Genomic DNA, 20,844 nt, shown 5'->3' with positions numbered 1-20,844 from the left:
AAGCTGTCAACTGAAGAAATGTCGGAAACATCGGCGAGCCGAATTGAGCATCCCGCATTTGGGATGGTTTCAACCACCGTGAGTGCCCAACGCGGTAGTCATCACGGTGGTCGCCTTGTCCGTTTGCCACCAAACGGATCGAGGCAGACCGCCCCCATGAAATCGACCCGGAACGATCCTTACGGCTCCCGATCGACGCGGTAGTCAAATAAAAGCTATTGCGCAAATGGAGAGGTATAAGGTATGAGGTATGATGTCGATGGGCAGACTTTTTGCAGCTGAATGTGATATTGTTATGTTTGTCGTATAGGATACGTTATTTTGTGTTTCGATATTGTGATATCCAGAAAAGTGCGCCACATTAGTCGCGGTTTATGAGGGAGGAAGAATTGACAGCAGCAGTTTCGATCCGCGATCTCGCGAACGCTATCCGTGTCCTGTCGATCGACGCGGTTGAGGCCGCAAAGTCCGGGCACCCCGGAATGCCCATGGGCATGGCTGATGCGGCGGCGGTGCTGTTCGGCCGGCACCTCAAGTTCGATTCAAGCGAACCTGGCTGGCCGGACCGCGATCGTTTCGTCCTGTCGAACGGCCATGGCTCGATGCTGCTCTACAGCCTTCTGCACCTCACCGGGTACGAAGACATGACGATTGAGCAGGTTCGCAACTTCCGCCAATGGGGCTCCAAAACGCCAGGTCATCCCGAATACGGGCACACCGCTGGCGTCGAGACGACCACCGGGCCGCTCGGACAGGGGATCGCGTCGGCTGTCGGAATGGCTATCGCGGAGCGGCGCCTATCAACCGAATTTGGCGCAGCGCTTGTCGATCACCGGACCTACGTTTTCTGTGGAGATGGGTGTCTCATGGAAGGTGTTGGTCAGGAAGCTGCTTCGCTGGCCGGCCACCTGCAGCTCGGCAAGTTGATCGTCCTTTACGACGACAACTCCATCACCATCGACGGCTCGACCGCAATCGCGTTTTCGGAAGATGTGCTCGCGAGGTTCGACGCCTACGGATGGCACACGCAGCGCGTTGACGGTCATGATCCGGATGCGATCGACGCGGCGATCTCGCAGGCGAAGACGGAAGGATCCAGACCATCCCTCATAGCCCTGAAAACCATCATCGGATACGGCTCTCCGTCAAGGGCAGGAACAAGCTCCGTACATGGTGCACCGCTCGGCGCCAGCGAAGCCGCCGCGACGAAGGCAGTCTATGGCTGGACGGCGGACACTTTCGAGATTCCTGCTCCAATCCTCAAAACTTGGCGCGAAGTCGGCGCGAAGGGCGCCAAGGCGCGCAAGGACTGGCAAGCGCGGCTCGAAGCAGCGGGCGCAGATGTCAGAAGTGAGTTTGAACGCCGCACCGCCGGCTCATTGCCAGCGCGATATGAGGAAGCGGTCAACGCCGCCAAGGCAAAGCTGCTCGACAAGCCGCAATCAGTGGCAACGCGTAAGGCAAGCCAGATCGCACTGGAAGCGCTGACGGAGCTGCTTCCGGAAATGATCGGCGGGTCCGCTGACCTCACCCACTCAAACTTGACCCGGGTTCCGGCCGTCGACAGCGATTTCACCGCCGCTGCAAGCGGGCGGTATGTCAGCTATGGCGTTAGAGAGTTTGCCATGGCCGCCGCGATGAACGGTATGGCGGCTCACGGCGGCGTCATACCCTATGGTGGCACGTTCCTCGTCTTCTCGGATTATTGCCGCAATGCCATTCGTGTGGCGGCTCTGATGGGCGTCCGCTCTATCTTCGTGATGACGCATGACTCGATCGGTCTTGGCGAAGACGGTCCGACGCACCAGCCGGTCGAGCATCTTGCCAGCCTCAGGGCAATGCCGAACTTGCATGTATTCCGGCCGGCCGACACCATCGAGACGCTGGAATGCTGGGATCTTGCAATAACCAGCAAGAACACGCCGTCGGTTTTGGCGCTCTCGCGGCAGAATGTCCCGCAACTGCGCGCCCAGCGTGACGGCATCAATCGCTGCGCACGGGGAGCCTATGTGCTGCGGGAAGCGAGCAGCGAACGTGCCGTCACAATCATCGCCACTGGAACGGAAGTCGCGCTTGCGATCCAGGCTGCCGACGAGCTTGAGGCGAGAAACGTTCCCGCCGCTGTCGTCTCGATGCCGAGCTGGGATCTCTTCGAACAGCAGCCCAAGGATTACCGCAGCTCGGTCCTCGGCAACGCGCCGCGCATTGCCGTGGAAGCGCTCTCGAAGTTCGGCTGGACTAGGTATGTCGACAGCGAAGACGACGTGATTGGGATGTCCGGCTTCGGAGCGTCTGCGCCGGCCGAGACGCTGTACGAGCAATTTGGGATCACGGGTGACGCAATCGTCACGCGCGCCCTAGCAAGGATAAGGGGCAAGCAATGAGCGCGCCGGCGACACCCGGAAATGACGAAGCGGGCGTCCAGTATGGTTCTGTCGATGAGTACCTCTCGACCTGGGCTGCTGAGGATTTGTCCCGTCAGGGGGTGGCGGCTCTAATCCACGGTGTGTTGGATGGCGCCTGTCTTTTATCCGCACGCATCGCAGCCGGTTCCCTGGAGGGCGATCTGGCCCACCTTGTCGGATCAAATACCGACGGTGATGCGCAAAAGGCAATCGACATCGCGTCGCACGAGTTGTTCGTCGAAATACTCGCACGCGCAGGCGCTGCCAGGGTCCTGTCCGAGGAGGCCGACGCGCCAGTTATGCTCAATGGCCAGCATTTTGCGGTCGCAATCGATCCGATCGACGGTTCAGGCAATGTCGGGCTGGGCACGCCCGTCGGCACGATCTTCTCGATCATGCCTTTCTGCGAAGCTGAAGATCCCTTTTTAACCCCTGGAAAGCGCCAGGCCGCGGCCGGTTATGTCTCATTCGGCAACACGGTCGATTTGGGCTTTTCGGTCGGTGAGGGTGTGCTGCTGGCGACGATGCATCCCCAAACCGGCGAGTTCCTGATCGTCAAAAGGCAGGTTCAGATACCTCGCGACACGTCCGAGCTTGCATATAACGCTTCCAACCACCGTCACCTTCACCCTGCCATGAGCCTGTATCTTCAGGATTGTCTGACCGGCAAGGAGGGAACGCGCGGCCGCGATTTCAACATGCGTTGGCTCGGATCGGCAGTCGGAGAGCTCCACCGGATCCTGATCAGGGGCGGTGTGTTCTTCTACGCCGGCGACAAGCGACCCGGCTTTGAAAATGGGCGCCTTCGCCTGGTGTATGAAGCGAATCCGATCGCGTTCCTGATGGAGCAGGCCGGGGGGCGGGCCACCGACGGCACGACCGCCATCCTGGACAAGATCCCGACCTCTCACCATTGCCGCACGCCGCTGGTTTTCGGTTCGGCGACGGAGGTCGACGTGATCGCAAGCTATCTCAATTCCAATCCAACCAGCGAGTAACACGTCATGGCCAGGATTACTCTCCGCCAGCTGCTGGATGATGCCGCCGAACACGGCTACGGCGTCCCGGCGTTCAACATTAACAACATGGAACAGGCGCTTGCCATCATGGAAGCGGCCGACGGAACGGATTCGCCTGTGATTCTCCAGGCGAGCCGTGGGGCCCGAGCCTATGTCAACGACATCATGCTCAAGCACATGATGGAGGCTGTGACGGAAATCTATCCGCATATCCCCGTTTGCGTCCATCTTGACCACGGAAACGAACCGAGCACCTGCGTCACCGCGATCCAGCATGGTTTTACGTCCGTCATGATGGACGGATCGATCCTTGCTGACGGGAAAACCGCGGCGGATTGGGACTACAACGTCAAGGTCACGAGAAGCGTCAGCGACACGGCCCATTGGGCAGGGGTTTCGGTGGAAGGGGAGCTTGGCGTTCTGGGCTCGCTTGAGACCGGTACGGGCGAGGCGGAAGACGGTCACGGCGTCGAAGGCAAGCTCGATCCGCATCAGCTTTTGACCGATCCGGAGGAGGCGGCGAAATTTGTCGCGGAGACCAAGGTGGATGCGCTTGCCGTCGCAATGGGCACCAGCCATGGCGCCTACAAGTTCTCACGCCGGCCGGACGGTGACGTGCTGGCAATGGATGTTATCGAGGCGATTCACCGGAAACTTCCGAATACCCATCTCGTCATGCACGGTTCGTCAAGCGTGCCGGAGGAGTTGCAAGAAATTTTCAATCGCTTCGGCGGGCGGATGAAGCCCACCTGGGGCGTGCCGCTCGAGGAAATCCTGCGCGGCATTCGGCATGGTGTGCGAAAGGTCAACATCGACACTGATTGCCGCATGGCAATGACCGGGCAGGTGCGCCGAGTGCTGTCCGAAGATCCGACAGAATTCGACCCTCGCAAATATTTGAAGCCTGCAATGACGGCGCTTTCAAAGCTGTGCCGCGAGAGATTCGAAGCTTTCGGAACGGCAGGACGCGCAAGCTCCATTCATGTTGTGCCGCTCGCGGAAATGGCGAAGCGGTATCGAGCCGGCTCGCTCTAGGTCGGCCAACATCCATTTGAACGCAAACGTGGTGAAGCGGCGATGACCGAGAAGAAAACCCTCTGGATTGGCACCAGCTGGAAGATGAACAAGACGCTTGCCGATGCCGCGCAGTTTGCGCACGGTCTCAGGGCCGCAGACATCACGTCCCATCCGCGCATCCAGCGCTTTGTCATCCCTCCTTTCACTGTTGTCCGGGAAGTGAAGACCACGTTGGCGGGCACGTCGGTGAAGGTCGGCGCGCAGAACATGCATTGGGACGAGGAGGGCGCCTGGACGGGCGAGATTTCACCCTTGATGCTCAAGGACTGCAACCTCGACATCGTCGAGCTTGGTCACTCCGAGAGGCGTGAACATTTCGGTGAGACGGACGTGACGGTAGGACTGAAAGTCGGGGCGGCGGTTCGCCACGGCTTGATCCCGCTCATCTGCATAGGGGAGACACTTTCCGAACGCGAGGCCGGGCGAGCCCGCGACGTCCTCGAGCGCCAGGTTCGCGGCGCGTTGGGAAGCCTTTCTACCGACCAGAAGCACAAACCGATACTGCTTGCCTACGAGCCTGTTTGGGCCATTGGCGTCGATGGGATCCCCGCGACAGCGGACTACGCCGACGCCCGCCAGGCCGAGATCATCGCGTTCGCGGAAGCCGTGCTCGGCCGGCGCATTCCCTGCCTTTACGGCGGTTCGGTCAACGCGGACAACTGCGAAGAGCTCATATCCTGCCCCCATGTCGATGGGCTGTTCATCGGCCGCTCGGCCTGGAAGATCGAGGGCTACCTCGACATCCTCGAAAAGTGCGCGGCCAAAATCTGAGGAGTGATGAAGATGAAAATTGCAGTAGCAGGCGACAGCGCGGGCGAAGGCCTCGCCAAGGTCCTCGCCGATTATCTCAAGGACCGTTTCGAGGTGTTCGAGGTCTCCCGGACGGACGCCGGTCTCGACGATTTCTATGCGAACCTCTCCGACAGGGTCGCCAACGGCGTGCTCGACGGCACCTATGACAAGGCCATCCTGGTGTGCGGCACCGGGATCGGCGTCTGCATTTCGGCAAACAAGGTGCCGGGTATTAGGGCAGCCCTCACACACGATACTTATTCCGCCGAGCGGGCGGCGTTGTCGAACAACGCCCAGATCATTACCATGGGCGCCCGCGTCATTGGATCGGAACTTGCGAAGACGATCGTCGACTCCTTCCTCGCCCAGAGGTTCGACGAGAACGGTCGCTCGGCCAGCAATGTTGCCGCCATCGACGAGGTCGATACGAAATACCACACCCGCTAGTTGGAAGGCTGGGCAAGCATTGCTCGCGGTCGACGCGCCAGGCGCAATCAGCCTGGCGCATTATCGTTTTCTGGCAATTTTCAGAACCCGGCGAATAGGCCGGGCGGCATACGGTATCCGGGCTTCGCGTCCGCCTTCAGATGCCGCCGGTGATGATCGCAGTGCGACCTGCGGGAAATGCAAGATGCGCCACGCCTTGACGTGATGCCCTGGCTGTCATTTCAGCAGGGATGTGCGGAAGTGTTCCATGTTTTCCTCGACGCTTTCGCGGCTGAGGTCACCGGTCTTTCTGTCCCGGATCATCTGAAACATGTGTTCGTGGAGATCGACTGCGCGCCATTTGCCACTGACCTCTAGCGATTTTTGCACCCAAGGCGCGACCATCGTCAGCACGAAGTCGGCGATCACGACGATCAACGGGTTTCCGGCAGCTTTGTATATTGCTCGGTGGAAATCGAGATCGGCCTTGAGGAGATCTTCGATCGCGGAGTTCGCATCCTCCGACAGCCTTTTTAGTCGGTCGATGCACTCTCTCATCGTGGCGAGGTCTTCGTCCGTACGCCGCAGCGACGCGAGTTCTGAACAGTTGCGGTCGAAAATGTATCGCAGTTCCATCAGCATCTCAGGCGTCGAGCTCTGAAGATAGAGCTGAAACATCGCGAGCGGCATCGCCGGAAGGCCTTCGTCCTTACGGATGTAATTTCCAAAGCCATGACGCGTCTCGACAAGACCCGAGACCGCGAGCGTTTTGATCGCCTCTCTGATTGGAGTGCGACTGATCCCGAGAAGCTGGGCCAGCTCTTTTTCATTGGGAAGTTTGTCACCAGGCCCGAGGTTGCCTTTGGCAATTTCGCCCGTAATGTAGTCGAGCGCTATGTCCAGCCGGCTTGGGATTTTCTTTGGGTCAACAGACAGCATTCCTGGTCACGCTCCAATCAGAAATCGAAAAGGTACGAGGTCATACCGCGTTTTACCGCTTGCGACAAATGCCGAACGTCGAACTGGCCACTTCTCCAGGTTATTCGCTGATTTGTCCCAGCCGCTTCGAGGCTTTTGGATCGAATGGGAACATGAGGCCAGCGGCCAGGAAGCCGCCGTCGACGTTCAGGGTGTGCCCCGTAATATAGGCAGCATCGTCGCTCGCCAGGAACACCGCGGCATCAGCGATTTCCGATGGTTCGCCATAACGGCGTTGCGGAACTAGCCGATGATAGGCGTCACGCGTTTCGACCGTGTGCATGACTTTCGAGACCTCGGTCAATATCGGGCCCGGTGCGATGTTATTCACGTTGATTCCCGATTCCGCGAGTTCGACCGCCATAACCTTCGTGAGGAGTTCGACGCCGGCCTTTGAGGCTCCATAGGCCGAACGTCCGACACCGCCCTTCTGACCGGACAGCGAAGCGATATTGATGATCCGCCCATAGCCTTTGGCGGCCATGATCCGAGCAAAGGCTTGCGCCACGAGGAATGTTCCGGTCAGATTGATCCGGACGACGCGTTCGAATTCCTCCCTTGAGCTTTCGAGAAACAGAGTGGTTGCGCCCACGCCCGCGTTGTTCACGAGTATGTCGACCGTGCCGAACCGGCCAATCGTTTCCTTAACGATCGTCTCAACGTCTTCGTTGACCGAAATATCGGCGCGGACGGCCAAAGCCCGCTCCCCAAGCCGCTCGGCGGCTTCGTTCGCCACTTCCAGATCGCGGTCGACGATAACGACATTCGCGCCTTCGCGAACATAGGCTTCAGCGATTGCCAGTCCGATGCCCCGGCCAGCGCCCGTCACCACGGCAGTGCGTCCAGAAAGTCTCATCTCGTCGTCCTCCAATTTTCTCGATATGAGGTATAAGGTATAAGGTATGACCTTGACAGAGTTATGAGCTGCTTCTATGAGTATTGTCAAGAGTGAAGCCCGGCTGATGTATGGAGGAAGATATCCTCGGCCGGGATATTGGGAGGATCCGATGACATCAGCTGGCAAGCTCAAGGCCGTGTTTTACGGCGACGACTTCACGGGTTCTTCCGAAAACCTGGCGCAGTTCCATCGCAGTGGTGTGAAGGGAAAACTCTATCTCGCACGCCCTTCAGCACGGACGGCGTCAACAGATTCTCTGTCTTATGATGTGCTTGGCTTCGCCGGTACCGCAAGGGCGTTGTCCGGCGTCGAGCTCGACGAGGAGCTTGACAGTGCGTTTTCGATCATGCGCACCCTCAACAGTCCGCTTATCCAATACAAGATCTGCTCTACGTTCGACTCATCGCCCACCGTTGGAAGCTATGGTGCTGTTCTGGCGCGCGCTGCGGCTCACTTCGGCAAGAGGGATGTTCCAGTCCTCGCCGCGACCCCGGACTTCGGGCGCTACACCTGTTTCGGAAATCATTTCGCGCGCTTTGCCGACAGGATTGAGCGGCTCGACCGGCACCCGAGCATGTCGCGCCACCCCAGGACGCCGATGCACGAGGCGGATCTGCGCATGCATCTGGCTGGGCAGACAGATAAGGAATTCGTCAACGTCACGCTTCCCGCAATCCGGAGCCGCTCGGCAATGGAGGAGCGTGTCTTCAAGGCCTTCCAAGAGGGGGCAGGGGTCATTTTCGATGGGCTCGAAAATGCGGATCTTGCGGCTGTCGCCGATCTGCTCTGGGCGCGGTATCCGACACGTCCGATGTTCGCGCTAGCAGCTCAAGGCTTGGCGCAACACCTCGGCGCTCTTTGGGCCCGCTTGGGCCTGCTATCGTCGGCGGAGCCCGTCAAGACGGAGATTGCCGGCGTCGAAAATCTACTCGTCTTATCAGGCAGTTGCGCCCTGCAAACCGGGCGCCAGATCGCGGTGGCCGAAGCTTCCGGGTGGAACCTTGTCCACTTGGATGTCTCGACAATCCGGTCCGATGATGATGCTGAGGCAGTTGCGCGGGAGGCTGCTTTGAAGGCGATCGAGAGCCTTGTGCGCGGTCGACCTACAATCATCTACACGGCTCGCGGGGAAACCGGCCGTCTGCCCGGCGGCGATGTTCCCGCGGAACGCTTGGGCGCCATCTACTGTGACGTTGCGCGTGCCGTGCGCCGCGCGGTTTCCTTGCCGCGGATCGTGTTTTCGGGCGGTGACAGTTCGAGCTATGCGGTGCGGACAATCGGCGCCGAAGCGCTCGAGATCGCCGTTTTTGACGAAGTTCAAAATTGCCATGTCTGCCGCCTGGATGCGCCGGGCGACGCCGAAGTCGATGGCCTCGAAGTCATGCTGAAGGGCGGGCAGATTGGTGCCGATGACTTCTTCCTGCGGGCAAAGGCGGGCACCTCTGGTTATCTGGCGGCGTAAGGAGCGAAAGATGCAAAAGAAAATCATCCTCGAAGCCAGGGTCAACGAGTACGCGCCGCGCACATCCAACCCTAATATCCCATACACCGCCGACGAGATCGTTGAGGCCGCCGTTGCAGCCCGCAAGGCGGGAGCGGCGATTCTGCACTATCATGCCAGGACAGCCGACGGCGGTGCGACAAACACCGTTGAGGCAAACGCCGAAATCATCCGCGAAGTCAGGCAGGCGACCGATCTACTCATCCTTCCCACGCTCGGCTTTATCTCGAATGATGCCGACGCCATGAAGCGCATCGACACGGTCGCAACCCTGGCATTGGACCCTGCTACGAAGCCCGATATTGCGCCCATCGATACCGGTTCGGCCAATCTCGAGCTTTGGGATGCCGAGACGCGCAGGTTCGAAAATCCAGAACGTTTGTATCTCAACACGACCGAAAGTCTCGCGCACTACGCGCGTACCTTGGCCGAAAAGGGCGTAAAGCCGAAGCTAGTTTCCTGGTCTGTTGGGTTCACGCGCCGCGCGATCGCCCTGATGGACGCGGGCCTTGTGAGGGGGCCCGCCTACTTTCTCCTGCACCTAACGGGAGGGCGATACATTACCGGGCATCCGCCGACCGAGGCGGGTCTCATGGCGCATCTTGCATTTCTGCCCGACGACCGGCCGATCGAATGGACGGTCAATTGCCTTGGGGGCAATCTGTTGAACATTGCTCCTGCGATCTGCCGTCTGGGCGGCCACATGGCTATTGGAATAGGCGACTATCCCTATCGCGAGTTCGGCACACCCACGAACGCGGAAGTCATATCGCGCGCTGTTGAGATTGCCCAAAAGGTCGGACGTGAGCCGGCTACACCCCAGGAGGCACGCGCGATCCTCGAACTGGACGGCGCGTAGAACCAATACGGCATGCGATCCGCACACACGCGGCATAGATTTCGATTTTACGAGGTATGACGTCATATCATGGTCAACGCAACTGAGAAGATAACAGTTCAGGGAACCGCGCAGTCGTTTTCGGCACGCGTGCTTCTGCGGGCCGAGGGCGTGGAAAAGTCGTTCAACGGCGTCCCAGCGCTCGTTGATGGCCGACTAACTCTAAAGGCCGGGACCGTCCATGCCTTGTGCGGCGGTAATGGCGCCGGCAAGTCGACATTCCTCAACATCACGATGGGACTGCTCCGCCGCGATGGAGGGATAGTGGAGATCGATGGCGAGCAGGTCGACTTCAAAAGCGCCGCTGACGCCTTGCGTCACGGCATCGCGATCATCACGCAGGAGCTTTCCCCCGTCCCCGAGATGACCGTCGCCGAGAACCTTTACCTTGGCCGCGAGCCGAAGCGACTTGGCGTGCTCGTCGATTTTAGCCAGATGCGCAGGGACGCCCAGGCATTCCTCGATGAACTCGGCTTTGAAGTCGACGCTGCCAAGAAGATGGGGGAGCTGAGCCTCGCCCAGATTCAGCTCGTCGAAATTGCGAAGGCTCTCAGCTATCGGGCACATATCGTCATCATGGACGAGCCGACATCTGCTATCGGCGAACACGAAGTCCATGTCTTGTTCAACGCGCTCCGCAAGATCACCGCGCGCGGTTCCGCAATTATCTACGTGTCTCACAAACTCACCGAAATCTTCGAGATCGCGGATGAGTACACAGTCTTCCGCGACGGCCGTTTCATCGAGACTGGAAACATCAAAGACATCGACCGCCGCCATCTTGTGACACAGATCGTCGGCCGTGAAGTCAAGCTGGTCGAGAAGGGCAAGCCTCTCGAAGACGCGCCAATCCTGCTTTCGGTCTCGAACTTGGCGCGCGGGCCTCATTTCCGAGACATCTCGCTAGACGTGGCGTCCGGCGAAGTGGTCGGGATCTACGGGCTGCTTGGGTCCGGGCGGACCGAGTTCCTCGAGACAATATTCGGGCTGCACTCACCAACGGGAGGCGAAGTTGTCTTCAACGGCGGTAAGGTCAAGCCAGGCAGTCCTAAGGACGCAATTCAACGTGGAATGGCGATGGTGACCGAGGATCGCAAGGACAGTGGTCTCGTGCTCTCGGCATCGATCGCCCACAACATCACGCTTTCATCGCTGGCCTTGATGGCCATCAGCGGTTTCATCCGCGGGGACAAAGAGCGCAGCGCGGTTCAAGACATGATCGTCTCGCAGAGGATCAAGTCGGCGTCGCCAGATGTTGCCGTCGAAACTCTGTCAGGGGGCAACCAACAAAAAGTCGTGCTGGCCCGGTGCCTTCTGACAAATCCAAAGCTTCTCATTTGCGACGAACCGACGCGTGGCATCGACGAAGGTTCCAAGCAGGAGATCTACGCGTTCCTGCGAGACTTCGCGGCGAAGGGCAACGGCGTCCTCGTGGTCTCCTCGGAGGCACCGGAGATCATGCAGCTCAGCGACAGGATCGCGATTTTCAAACAGGGGCAGCTCCTCAACATCATCGCCGGTGCCGAAGCAACGCAACAGACGCTTATGGACATGGCGAGCTGATGAGCGGTCATAGCCCCATTCACGGGAGGACTTGAGTAATGAATACCATCGCTGCGGCGAAGCCCGGAAACTTCCGCGCCGGGGAAATGATCAGGCAGTTCAGCATCGTTCTCGTGTTTTTCCTGATCGTCGCGTTCTTCGCGTTCGCGAACCAGTACTTCATGACATGGTTGAATTGGCTGAATCTCGTTCGCCAGTCGTCGATCAACGGCATTCTGGCGATCGGAGTGACCTTCGTCATCCTTACTAAAGGCATCGACCTATCGGTCGGCTCCGTAATGGCGCTCGCGGGCATGATCGCCGCCAGCCTCGTAACGGAGACCAACGAGCAGTTCGTGCTTTTCGGTATCTTTGCGGGCCTCGCGGCGGGAGCCGGCCTCGGCTTGGTGAACGGAGTGCTTGTTGCCGCGGTCAAGGTCCCGCCGTTCGTAGTGACGCTTGGCATGTTGAGCGTGGCCCGCGGGCTCACCTTGATCTTTTCGGAAGGACGCCCCATCCCGAATCTGTCGGATCCCTTCAAGTGGATTGGCTCCGGGCAGATCATGTATATCCCGGTACCGATCGTCATCCTGTTCGTCGTCTTCCTGATTGGATGGACCGTTCTAAACTATACGACTTTCGGCCGTTATGTGTACGCAGTTGGCGGCAACGAGAAGGCGGCTCGCACGAGCGGCATTTCCACCAAGGTGATCGTCGGTGCGACCTATGTGATCTCGGGCCTCCTGGCTGGTCTTGCGGGGCTTGTCCTGACGGCTCGCACTACCGCTGCGCTGCCGCAAGCGGGCATCGGTTATGAACTCGATGCGATCGCCGCCGTCGTGATCGGCGGGACGAGCCTTGCGGGCGGCCGCGGATCGCTGCTCGGCACACTGATCGGCGCGCTCATCATCGGCACGATCAACAACGGCATGGACCTCATGGGCGTGTCTTCATACTACCAGCAGGTCCTCAAGGGCACGATCATCGTGGTCGCGGTCATCGCCGACCAAATCCGCAAATAAGACCAATCCCGAAATTGCCGCCGGGGAAGGCCGGCGACAATGTCCGGCCCAGCGTGTCGCGTCCGGACGTATCTTAAACCAGAGGAGAATATGAAATGCAGATGTCTAGGAGGAACCTGCTCAATGCGGGTGTGGGTATGGCAATCGCCGTAGCGACGTTGGCTGGCGGGAACTTCGCCTTCGCGCAGGACAAAATTCGGATCGCGGCTCTCTCGTTCGGTGAGTCCGGCGAGTACATGAAGGCTTGGTCGACGGAAATCCAGAACCATCCCGCCGTCAAATCGGGCGAGGTCGAGATCACCGTTTTCGACGGCAAGTATGATCCACTGACACAGGCGAACCAGATCGACACAGCGATCACCCAACAATTCAACGCGATCATCATGTCACCGTTCGACCTCGAGGCCTCGGCACCGCCGATCGAAAAGGCCGCCGAAGCGAAAATCCCGCTTATCGTGTCGGCGCTCAAGACCAAGTCGACGAAATACACCGCGTCCATCATCGTTAACGATACCGAAGGCGGCCGGATCATCGCTGAGGAACTCGCCAAGCGCCTTCCGAACGGCGGCAACGTCGTCCTCATGGAGGGTCCGATCGGCCAGTCGGCCCAGATCGAGCGCCGCGCAGGCATCGACGCTGGTCTCGCCAAGTTCCCGAACCTCAAGCTCATCGAAGACAAGACAGGCAACTGGAGCCGCGCCGAGGGTCAGGCGCTCATGGAGAACTGGTTGCTCGCGCACCCGGGTGAGATCAACGGCGTCCTTGCGGAAAACGACGAGATGGCGCTTGGCGCGATCGAAGCCATGAAGAGCGCCGGCATCGATCTCAAGACCGTTCCCGTTCTTGCGATCGACGGCATCCCGGACGCAAAGCGCGCCGTGAAGAAGGGCGAGATGGCGGTCAGTCTCTACAAGTACGCCCGCGCCGAAGGCCAGGGCGCGGTCGACCTCGCACTGCGGGCGATCAAGGGCGAGAGCTACAAGCCACAGTCCGAAATCTGGGGCTCGCTGATGGAATGGAAGGGCGGCACCGAGAAGGACTACGTCGTGCCGTGGCTCGTGCTCGATTCCACCAATGTCGAGAAGTACATGTAATCGGACAACGGCGGACGGCCCATACGGCCGTCCGCCTTACACCAGGGAAATAGGATCGACCATCATGTTGAAGAGAAAAGTTGGAAAGACCGATGTGACGCTGACCTCGCTAGGGCTGGGTACCTCGCCGCTCGGCGGGTGCAATGTCGATGTGAGCTTCCAGACTTTCGAGGCGGTCGTCCTCAAGGCATACGACTTGGGTGTCCGCTATTTCGACACCGCGCCCCTTTACGGCCTTGGAAAGTCCGAGCATTCCCTCGGCCATGTCCTTCGCAACAACGATCTCATCGGCAAGGTCGTGGTCAGCACCAAGGCGGGGCGGATACTCAAGCCGGAAAGCCGCGCAAAGCGCGCCGAGAGCCTTTACGGCATCGACTGGGTGAAGGCGCTGCCATTCGTCGATGACTACGACTATTCCTATGACGGCATCATGCGCGCTTTCGAAGATAGCCAGCAGCGCCTGGGTATGGACCACATTGACATCCTCTATCTCCACGACGTGAGCGGCGAATGGCACCGCGAGGCGTATAGCACCCACCTTTCGGCGCTGAGATCGAGCGGTTACAAGGCGTGTGACGAGCTGCGCAGCACAGGCTCCGTGAAGGCCATCGGCCTCGGCGTCAATGAAACCGCGTCGGTCCTGCAGGTGGCAGAGGAATTTGATCTCGACTGCTCCATGGTCGCCGGGCGCTACACCCTGCTCAACCACGGCGCTCTCGATCATTTCTATCCAGAAATGCAGCGTCGCGGCATCGGTATCATTGCGGCTGGCATCTACAACTCCGGCATCCTCGCCGAGGGTAGCAAGTCGATGACAACCACCCGCACCTACGATTGCCAGCCCGCGCCTGAAGCGATCGTCCGCAAGGTCGAGGCGCTCGAAGCCGTCTGCGAGCGCCATGGCGTCTCGCTTGCGACTGCAGCGACACAATTTGTCTACGCACATCCTGCAGTGACCGCGGTGGTTCAGGGAGCGCTGGCGCCCGAACACGTCGCCGCAAACGTCGCCGCGATCTCGACGCCGGTTCCGGCTGCGTTCTGGGCCGACCTGAAGTCGTCCGGCCTCATCCCTGAAGCCGCGCCAGTTCCGGAGGCATGATAGCGATGGATCTGGCTCAGCGCAGGCCCTCGGACATTCTGGTCACCTATCGGATTGAGACCGCCGGGAGCGCTGAGGCCTTGGCGGTCAAGATCGGAAGCGACCAGTCGACGGGTACATTTGTTGACCTGCCCGGAGAGACGCCGCAACTGAAGGCGCGCGCGGCCGCGCGCGTGGTCGCTTTCGAGAAACTGGACTCTGTTGAGGTTCCCTCGCTCCCTGCAGCGGGCGAAGTCTTCAACCGAGCGGAGACAACAATCGCCTATCCCCTGGAGGCTGTCGGAACTGACCTCGCGGCAGTCACCACGGTTGCATTGGGCGGGGTCTGGTCGATCAAGGAATTCACCGGGCTGAGGGTCATCGGCCTGCAGCTGCCTCCAGAGTTTGAAGGCGTCTACCCGGGGCCTCAATTTGGGATCGAAGGCTCCCGGCGTCTGACAGGCGTCTACAATAGGCCAATCATCGGCACGATCATCAAGCCCGCGCTCGGCCTCACCCCGGACGAAACGGCGCAGGTGGTTGCTGAACTCGTCGCGTCCGGTGTCGACTTCATCAAGGACGACGAGAAACTGATGTCGCCACCGTACTCCTCGTTGGAGGCGCGGGTGAAAGCGATCATGCCGATCATCCGGGATCAGGAGCAGCGCACCGGCAAGAAGGTGATGTATGCCTTCGGCATTTCCGACGTCGATCCCGACGAGATGGTTCGCAAGCACGACCTGGTCGTGCGCGAGGGTGGAAACGCCGCTGTCATCAACATCAATTCGATCGGCATGGGCGCTTTTCTGTTCCTGCGTCGGCGGTCGTCCCTTGTCTTGCACGCCCATCGCAACGGCTGGGATCTTCTCACCCGACATCCTGGTCTTGGGTTCGATTTCTCGGTCTACCAACAGCTTTGGCGACTTCTCGGCGTCGACCAATTCCAGATCAACGGCATTGCCGCCAAATACTGGGAGCCGGACGCGTCTTTCGTTCAGTCGTTCCATGATCTCCAGAAACCGATCTTCAGTGATGCCGACCGCCCGTTACCGGTCGTTTGTTCGGGTCAATGGGGTGGACAGGCGCCTGAGACCTATCGAAGGACGGAGCAGACGCTTGACCACCTTTACCTTTGTGGTGGTGGCGTCGTCAGCCATCCCGGCGGGCCGTCGGCGGGTGTCAGAGCGGTTCGTGCGGCCTGGGATGCCGCGGTCGCCGGAATCGATCTCCATGAATATGCCAAATCTCATCCAGAGCTGGCGCAGTCGCTCGCCAAGTTCGGCTCTAAAACCGTATCAGAAGGAAGATGACAGATGGAATATCGTCGGCTTGGCCGGTCAGGTCTCAAAATTTCGCAACTGGTTCTTGGTTGCATGAGTTTCGGCGTCGCCGATCGCGGCAACCATGCTTGGACCTTGTCCGAAGACGACAGTAGGCCATTTATCAAAGAGGCACTCGAACAGGGCATAAACTGCTTCGACACGGCCAATGCCTACTCGGACGGCACCAGCGAGGAGATCATCGGCAAGCTGCTCAGGGAGATGGTGCAGCGTGATGAGGTTGTCATTGCCACCAAGGTCTACGGCAAGATGCGCAACGGAGCGAATGCGGTCGGACTTTCCCGCAAGGCAATCATCGCGGAGGCTGAGGCCAGCCTCAAGCGGCTGGCGACCGACTACATCGACCTCTACCAAATTCATTTCTGGGACAATTCGACCCCGATCGAAGAGACGCTGGAAGCGCTGACCGATCTCGTTCGAAGCGGCAAGGTTCGCTACATCGGAGCCAGCAATTGTTACGCATGGCAATTTGCGCGCGCGCTCTACAAGTCGGACGCTGCCGGATGGTCGCGTTTCGTTTCGATGCAAGCTCAGATGAACCTCCTTTATCGCGAGGAAGAGCGGGAGATGTTGCCGCTCTGTAAAGCTGAAGGGGTGGGGATCATCGCGTTCAGTCCGCTGGCTCGCGGGCGCCTCAGCCGGCCTTGGGAGGAAAGCAGTTTGAGGTCCGAGACCGACAATGTCACCGCTCGGTTCTACGGTCACGCGGACGAGGCGGATCGCCGCGTCGTAGACGTCGTCGCAAAGATTGCAGACGACAAGAACGTCCCACGATCCCTCGTTGCGATGGCGTGGCTTAACACAAAGGCGGGCGTGACGGCTCCTATAATCGGCGCAACGAAGCTACAGCATCTGAAGGATGCCGTCGCTTCCTTGGCCGTCAAGCTAAGCGACGACGAGGTCCGCGAACTCGAGGAGCCATACGTGCCGCATAGCGTAGTCGGCTTGAACTGAGTTTGGCTCAGCGGGGACGACGTTGAGGCTGTCAGGAGGCACGCCGAACCGGGCCTCCTGAGCCAATGGCTTTGGTCGTATCGATCTCTGCTCCCTTCCAGAACCAGCGCGAGGAAAAAAGATGACCACCACCCGTCATTTTGACGTCAGCGACAGCGCGATTGAAGCTGCCGCCCGGCTCATGCGAAATGGCGAAGTTGTCGCGTTTCCGACGGAGACGGTTTACGGGCTCGGCGCGGACGCCAGCAGCCCCGCCGGGATCGAGCGCATCTATGAAGCCAAAGGACGCCCGCGGCATAATCCCCTGATTATCCACGTTTCGGACGTGGAAATGGCGCGCAGGATGGCACATTTCAATCCGGAGGCAGAGTTGGCTGCTGCCAGCTTTTGGCCGGGACCTCTGACATTGCTCCTGCCAAAGCGGGAAGACGCGGGGCTCGCAACCGCAGTTACCGCGGGCATGAAAAATGTCGCAATCCGATTTCCCTCGTCGAGTGTCGCCCAACGGCTGATCCGGGCCGTCGGATTTCCGGTGGCAGCGCCTTCAGCCAATCGTTCCGGGAAGGTCACCTCGACCCGCTTCGTGGAAGTTGTCCGCCAGTTGGACGGACGGATTTCGGGAATCGTGGAAGAAGACATATGCGATCACGGCCTGGAATCGACTATTCTGTCTTTGGTCGGATCTCCGATCATTCTACGCCACGGGTCAGTTCCGCGGGAGGCACTGGAAGCTTTACTCGGCCCGATTGACGAGGACACTGGGCCCCAAAAAGTCTCGGCACCAGGCCAGCTAAAGAGCCATTATGCTCCGGAAGCCGCCGTTCAGATGAATGTCGACCGTCCTGCCGCCAATATGGTCTGGGTCGGTTTCGGACCGGAGTGCGAGGGCTGTCAATTGACGCTGTCTTCTTCCGGTGACCTTCAGGAAGCTGCCCGCAACCTCTACACCGCCATGAGTGAAGCCGACGCCTTGGCCGGCGCGAGTGACATGATTGCATTCGCCCCTGTGCCTCTGATTGGCCTTGGCAGGGCAATCAACGATCGGCTGAGACGAGCTGCCGCGCCCCGTTGCGCGTAGGCGGCATTTTTAAGCAATTCGCAAAATGCGGATGGCGGCATGCAAAAAACGCTTGCCTCTATAGGTATGACCTTATACCTTACACCTTGCCGATTGAGGAGTCAGGCCACGGAGGTCCATCAAGCATTTCTGGTGTGGTTGGCGGCAGACGCCGGCGACATGACACGCATTTGGGACACGGGCTTTACCCGAACAATGACGGCATGGCGGAAGCTACATCGCTTCGACGCCTCCTATCGACATCTAGGGATGATCACATGACCGAACTTGAAACTAGGCCGCTCGGAAAAAGCAAAGTGCAGGTAACTTCGCTTGGGCTAGGCACAGTGCCGCTCTCTGGCTTCAACGCCGATGTCTCCTACGACGAATTCGAAGCGACCATCCTCGCCGGGTATGCGGCCGGCATCCGCTATTTCGATTGCGCGCCGATGTATGGATTCGGCAAGTCGGAGCATTATCTTGGCCATGCCCTCAGGGCGAACAAGCTGCGCGAAAACGTGGTGGTAAGCACCAAAGTCGGACGCGTATTGAAGCCCGCAAGCAGGACGAAGAAGTTAGAGACCGTCTACGGCATCGAGTGGATCGACCCGCTTCCGTTTCTCGATACCTACGATTACACCTATGACGGCGTGATGCGCGCATTCGAAGACAGCCAACAGCGCCTCGGCCTAGACTATATTGACGTTCTTCTCGTGCATGACGTTGGTCGGGCATGGCACGGCGACCAGAGCGAATTCTATTGGAACCAGTTGCGGGCCTCCGGTTACAAGGCACTGGACGAACTTCGCTCCAGCGGAGCCGTATCGGCCATTGGTCTGGGTGTCAACGAGGCCGAGTCTGTCGTGGGTGTCGCCCGTGAATTTCCGATCGACTGCTCGTTGATCGCCGGCCGCTACACCCTTTTGAATCATGCCCCGCTTGAGGCCGCGTTCGACGAGTTGCTCCAGCGGAACGTCTCCGTGATCGCCGGCGGGATCTTCAATTCCGGGATCCTCGCGACCGGCGTAAGCGGTCCCGCGGCCACTTACGATTACGGCAAGGTTCCGGCGGCCGTCGTCGAAAAGGTCAAGGCCATCGAGAGCATTTGCTTAAGATATGCGGTGAGCTTGCCTGCAGCGGCGATGCAATTCGTCTATGCGCATCCGGCAGTGGCCACGCTGGTCATGGGTGCAAAGAGCGCATTGGAAGTCGAGCAGAACGTCAAGGCGATCAACGAGACAATACCCGGTGCATTTTGGGACGCTTTGACTGAGGCGAGCCTTCTTCCGTCAAACGCTCCGCTGCCGACGGCTGTACGATGATGGCCAGCGGAGGCACCGTTTTCGGCGGCTTCCGCTGTGAAGCGCTCGTGGGTTCGGTTCCATCGCCGGAGGCGCGCGCATGCCTCGAGGCGCTCGTCAGGACATATGGCGAGCTCCTCGCGATCTACTCCTTCATGCATATGGCATTGAGGGAGAAGAGCATGCGCCTCTTGATTGGAGAACTCGCCAATCGCGCCACAGAGATAAAGCGATCCGTCCGTTCCTCGCTTGCGGGCTTGCGCGGTCTCGCGGGGCAGGGCCACGCACTCTCCCATCTTGGACGGGCAGATGGCCTGCTTGTCGAGGCGGAGGAGCACCTGCAGCGCGGTGTCCTGGTTTCAGATGCACCCCTGCTGGGGCTGCTTTCAAATGCGGCGATCGAGCTGAAACGATCGGCCGCCATCTTAGGCACGTCGACCTTCGACACGACAGCATGCTGTGGAGGGTCCCTACTTGGACATGGGGAGGAAGACCATGGGAACGCATTCGATCTGGGTGCTTGAATACTCTCGAAGCCCGGTGCACCCGGTCAGCGGGGTTTTTTACGGCGCCCATAATCAGGGCACGATGAACCTGCCGTTCGCATACATACTCATCAAGTCAGGAGATGCAGTCGTTCTGGTCGATGCCGGTCACGACGTCGCCGATTTCGGAGGCCAGATCGCCAACTCAATCGGCGTTACCGGTTGGACGCCTCCGGAAATCGTTCTCGGGGAATGCGGGATCAGGCCCCAAGACGTCACGCATGTCATCCTCACGCACGCGCACTTCGATCACATTGGCGGCCTAAAGTTCTTCCCAAATGCTAAGATTTTCATTCAGAAGAAAGAATTGGAATCCTGGATGTGGATTCTGGCAAAGGGTCGGCGCTTCCGTTCATTGCAGGCCGGACTGAATCCGGCGGATATCCTCTATCTGACCCAGGCAAATATCGAAGGCCGCCTGGAACTGGTGGAGGGAGAGCGGGAAAACCTAGTGCCAGGCGTTCATGTCTATCCGGCATTCGACACCCATACCGCAGGATCGCAATATGTGGTGGTGGAGACGGGCGGTGGAGACGGCAAGTTTGTCCTGTCCGGCGACGTCATCTACACCTACAGCAACCTCACGGGTGAGGACGCCACCGATCCCTGCTTTGTGCCGCCGGGCCTTGCCAATGGCAGCCAGACACGTCTGATCGAGTCCGCCGAGGAGATGCTCAAAATCGTTGGTATGGACGAACGACGAATCGTTCCCATGCACGAGGAGCAGCTGTCAAAAATCTATCCGTCGCGCCTGACGGATCGCCAGCTCATGCTCGTCGAGATTTGTGTGGCCGACGGAGACGTATCAAGAGTTTGATCGATTTGAAGCAGCGCGAACACCAAGCTGCATCGTTCACAATCGTCCTTCCAAGGCGATAAGCAGAGAAAAGGCCGGGTGTCAGTGACACAGGCCTTTT

General features: G+C 59.3%; 19 protein-coding genes. 17 read left to right on the top strand and 2 right to left on the bottom strand.

The window, feature by feature from the left end:
- Nucleotides 1-374: 374 nt before the first annotated feature.
- The 5 genes from tkt to derI are packed head-to-tail and all read left to right on the top strand — an operon-like array spanning nucleotide 375 to nucleotide 5,740.
- Nucleotides 375-2,384 carry a transketolase gene (gene tkt / locus RHSP_RS32515; RefSeq protein ID WP_004129789.1) on the top strand — a complete coding sequence of 670 codons (2,010 nt, stop codon included), beginning with the start codon at nucleotides 375-377 and terminating at the stop codon, nucleotides 2,382-2,384.
- Complete coding sequence (locus RHSP_RS34430) at nucleotides 2,381-3,403, top strand: class 1 fructose-bisphosphatase (protein ID WP_004129787.1); 1,023 nt, start codon at nucleotides 2,381-2,383, stop codon at nucleotides 3,401-3,403. The genes tkt and RHSP_RS34430 overlap by 4 nt, the downstream gene beginning before the upstream one ends.
- A gap of 6 nt (nucleotides 3,404-3,409) precedes the next feature.
- Nucleotides 3,410-4,459, top strand: a complete 1,050-nt coding sequence (fba, locus tag RHSP_RS34425) for a class II fructose-bisphosphate aldolase (protein ID WP_004129785.1) — start codon at nucleotides 3,410-3,412, stop codon at nucleotides 4,457-4,459.
- A 42-nt stretch (nucleotides 4,460-4,501) separates the two neighbouring features.
- Nucleotides 4,502-5,272 carry a triose-phosphate isomerase gene (locus RHSP_RS32500; protein ID WP_037155982.1) on the top strand — a complete coding sequence of 257 codons (771 nt, stop codon included), beginning with the start codon at nucleotides 4,502-4,504 and terminating at the stop codon, nucleotides 5,270-5,272.
- Nucleotides 5,273-5,284: 12 nt separating this feature from the next.
- Complete coding sequence (gene derI / locus RHSP_RS32495; RefSeq protein ID WP_013984669.1) at nucleotides 5,285-5,740, top strand: D-erythrulose-4-phosphate isomerase; 456 nt, start codon at nucleotides 5,285-5,287, stop codon at nucleotides 5,738-5,740.
- Between the two features lie 216 nt (nucleotides 5,741-5,956).
- On the opposite strand, the gene RHSP_RS32490 is transcribed toward derI, so the two are convergent.
- Together RHSP_RS32490 and RHSP_RS32485 are read right to left on the bottom strand one after the other, a co-directional pair.
- On the bottom strand, nucleotides 5,957-6,658 hold the full coding sequence (locus RHSP_RS32490; protein ID WP_004129783.1) for a FadR/GntR family transcriptional regulator: 702 nt from the start codon (nucleotides 6,656-6,658) through the stop codon (nucleotides 5,957-5,959).
- 100 nt (nucleotides 6,659-6,758) lie between these two features.
- Nucleotides 6,759-7,553, bottom strand: a complete 795-nt coding sequence (locus RHSP_RS32485) for an SDR family NAD(P)-dependent oxidoreductase (protein ID WP_004129782.1) — start codon at nucleotides 7,551-7,553, stop codon at nucleotides 6,759-6,761.
- Between the two features lie 151 nt (nucleotides 7,554-7,704).
- Here RHSP_RS32485 and RHSP_RS32480 point away from each other — a divergent pair, with 151 nt between their 5' ends.
- The 12 genes from RHSP_RS32480 (at nucleotide 7,705) to RHSP_RS32420 (ending at nucleotide 20,744) form a co-directional block, all read left to right on the top strand.
- On the top strand, nucleotides 7,705-9,057 hold the full coding sequence (locus RHSP_RS32480; RefSeq protein WP_004129781.1) for a four-carbon acid sugar kinase family protein: 1,353 nt from the start codon (nucleotides 7,705-7,707) through the stop codon (nucleotides 9,055-9,057).
- 10 nt (nucleotides 9,058-9,067) lie between these two features.
- On the top strand, nucleotides 9,068-9,955 hold the full coding sequence (locus RHSP_RS32475) for a beta-keto acid cleavage family enzyme (protein WP_004129780.1): 888 nt from the start codon (nucleotides 9,068-9,070) through the stop codon (nucleotides 9,953-9,955).
- A 69-nt stretch (nucleotides 9,956-10,024) separates the two neighbouring features.
- The gene (locus tag RHSP_RS32470; protein WP_004129779.1) at nucleotides 10,025-11,557 is read left to right on the top strand and encodes a sugar ABC transporter ATP-binding protein; all 1,533 of its coding nucleotides are present in this window, start codon (nucleotides 10,025-10,027) and stop codon (nucleotides 11,555-11,557) included.
- A 38-nt stretch (nucleotides 11,558-11,595) separates the two neighbouring features.
- Complete coding sequence (locus tag RHSP_RS32465) at nucleotides 11,596-12,558, top strand: ABC transporter permease (RefSeq protein ID WP_004129777.1); 963 nt, start codon at nucleotides 11,596-11,598, stop codon at nucleotides 12,556-12,558.
- Between the two features lie 95 nt (nucleotides 12,559-12,653).
- Nucleotides 12,654-13,652, top strand: a complete 999-nt coding sequence (locus RHSP_RS32460) for a substrate-binding domain-containing protein (RefSeq protein ID WP_004129775.1) — start codon at nucleotides 12,654-12,656, stop codon at nucleotides 13,650-13,652.
- A 64-nt stretch (nucleotides 13,653-13,716) separates the two neighbouring features.
- Nucleotides 13,717-14,751 (top strand): aldo/keto reductase, encoded by a 1,035-nt coding sequence (locus RHSP_RS32455; protein ID WP_013984674.1) that lies wholly within the window; start codon nucleotides 13,717-13,719, stop codon nucleotides 14,749-14,751.
- A 5-nt stretch (nucleotides 14,752-14,756) separates the two neighbouring features.
- Nucleotides 14,757-16,040 (top strand): 3-oxo-isoapionate-4-phosphate decarboxylase OiaX, encoded by a 1,284-nt coding sequence (oiaX, locus tag RHSP_RS32450; RefSeq protein WP_013984675.1) that lies wholly within the window; start codon nucleotides 14,757-14,759, stop codon nucleotides 16,038-16,040.
- A 3-nt stretch (nucleotides 16,041-16,043) separates the two neighbouring features.
- The gene (locus RHSP_RS32445) at nucleotides 16,044-17,024 is read left to right on the top strand and encodes an aldo/keto reductase (protein ID WP_004129768.1); all 981 of its coding nucleotides are present in this window, start codon (nucleotides 16,044-16,046) and stop codon (nucleotides 17,022-17,024) included.
- A 121-nt stretch (nucleotides 17,025-17,145) separates the two neighbouring features.
- The gene (locus RHSP_RS32440; protein WP_004129766.1) at nucleotides 17,146-18,102 is read left to right on the top strand and encodes an L-threonylcarbamoyladenylate synthase; all 957 of its coding nucleotides are present in this window, start codon (nucleotides 17,146-17,148) and stop codon (nucleotides 18,100-18,102) included.
- 257 nt (nucleotides 18,103-18,359) lie between these two features.
- On the top strand, nucleotides 18,360-19,403 hold the full coding sequence (locus RHSP_RS32430; RefSeq protein WP_037155979.1) for an aldo/keto reductase: 1,044 nt from the start codon (nucleotides 18,360-18,362) through the stop codon (nucleotides 19,401-19,403).
- Nucleotides 19,400-19,906, top strand: coding sequence for a hypothetical protein (locus RHSP_RS32425; protein WP_234705240.1), 507 nt, complete (start codon nucleotides 19,400-19,402; stop codon nucleotides 19,904-19,906). The genes RHSP_RS32430 and RHSP_RS32425 overlap by 4 nt, the downstream gene beginning before the upstream one ends.
- Nucleotides 19,878-20,744 carry an N-acyl homoserine lactonase family protein gene (locus RHSP_RS32420; RefSeq protein ID WP_004129760.1) on the top strand — a complete coding sequence of 289 codons (867 nt, stop codon included), beginning with the start codon at nucleotides 19,878-19,880 and terminating at the stop codon, nucleotides 20,742-20,744. Before RHSP_RS32425 ends, RHSP_RS32420 begins: the two co-directional genes overlap by 29 nt.
- Nucleotides 20,745-20,844 lie beyond the last annotated feature (100 nt).

Origin of the sequence: Rhizobium freirei PRF 81 (genome assembly GCF_000359745.1) — a bacterium.
In the GTDB taxonomy this organism is placed as follows: Bacteria; Pseudomonadota; Alphaproteobacteria; order Rhizobiales; family Rhizobiaceae; genus Rhizobium; species Rhizobium freirei.
This window is presented reverse-complemented; position numbering and strand designations above follow the sequence as displayed.

Coding starts and splice junctions, on each gene's coding strand:
- tkt (WP_004129789.1), top strand. CDS start 375: ATGAGGGAGGAAGAATTGACAGCAGCAGTTTCGATCCGCGATCTCGCG.
- RHSP_RS34430 (WP_004129787.1), top strand. CDS start 2,381: ATGAGCGCGCCGGCGACACCCGGAAATGACGAAGCGGGCGTCCAGTAT.
- fba (WP_004129785.1), top strand. CDS start 3,410: ATGGCCAGGATTACTCTCCGCCAGCTGCTGGATGATGCCGCCGAACAC.
- RHSP_RS32500 (WP_037155982.1), top strand. CDS start 4,502: ATGACCGAGAAGAAAACCCTCTGGATTGGCACCAGCTGGAAGATGAAC.
- derI (WP_013984669.1), top strand. CDS start 5,285: ATGAAAATTGCAGTAGCAGGCGACAGCGCGGGCGAAGGCCTCGCCAAG.
- RHSP_RS32490 (WP_004129783.1), bottom strand. CDS start 6,658: ATGCTGTCTGTTGACCCAAAGAAAATCCCAAGCCGGCTGGACATAGCG.
- RHSP_RS32485 (WP_004129782.1), bottom strand. CDS start 7,553: ATGAGACTTTCTGGACGCACTGCCGTGGTGACGGGCGCTGGCCGGGGC.
- RHSP_RS32480 (WP_004129781.1), top strand. CDS start 7,705: ATGACATCAGCTGGCAAGCTCAAGGCCGTGTTTTACGGCGACGACTTC.
- RHSP_RS32475 (WP_004129780.1), top strand. CDS start 9,068: ATGCAAAAGAAAATCATCCTCGAAGCCAGGGTCAACGAGTACGCGCCG.
- RHSP_RS32470 (WP_004129779.1), top strand. CDS start 10,025: ATGGTCAACGCAACTGAGAAGATAACAGTTCAGGGAACCGCGCAGTCG.
- RHSP_RS32465 (WP_004129777.1), top strand. CDS start 11,596: ATGAATACCATCGCTGCGGCGAAGCCCGGAAACTTCCGCGCCGGGGAA.
- RHSP_RS32460 (WP_004129775.1), top strand. CDS start 12,654: ATGCAGATGTCTAGGAGGAACCTGCTCAATGCGGGTGTGGGTATGGCA.
- RHSP_RS32455 (WP_013984674.1), top strand. CDS start 13,717: ATGTTGAAGAGAAAAGTTGGAAAGACCGATGTGACGCTGACCTCGCTA.
- oiaX (WP_013984675.1), top strand. CDS start 14,757: ATGGATCTGGCTCAGCGCAGGCCCTCGGACATTCTGGTCACCTATCGG.
- RHSP_RS32445 (WP_004129768.1), top strand. CDS start 16,044: ATGGAATATCGTCGGCTTGGCCGGTCAGGTCTCAAAATTTCGCAACTG.
- RHSP_RS32440 (WP_004129766.1), top strand. CDS start 17,146: ATGACCACCACCCGTCATTTTGACGTCAGCGACAGCGCGATTGAAGCT.
- RHSP_RS32430 (WP_037155979.1), top strand. CDS start 18,360: ATGACCGAACTTGAAACTAGGCCGCTCGGAAAAAGCAAAGTGCAGGTA.
- RHSP_RS32425 (WP_234705240.1), top strand. CDS start 19,400: ATGATGGCCAGCGGAGGCACCGTTTTCGGCGGCTTCCGCTGTGAAGCG.
- RHSP_RS32420 (WP_004129760.1), top strand. CDS start 19,878: ATGGGAACGCATTCGATCTGGGTGCTTGAATACTCTCGAAGCCCGGTG.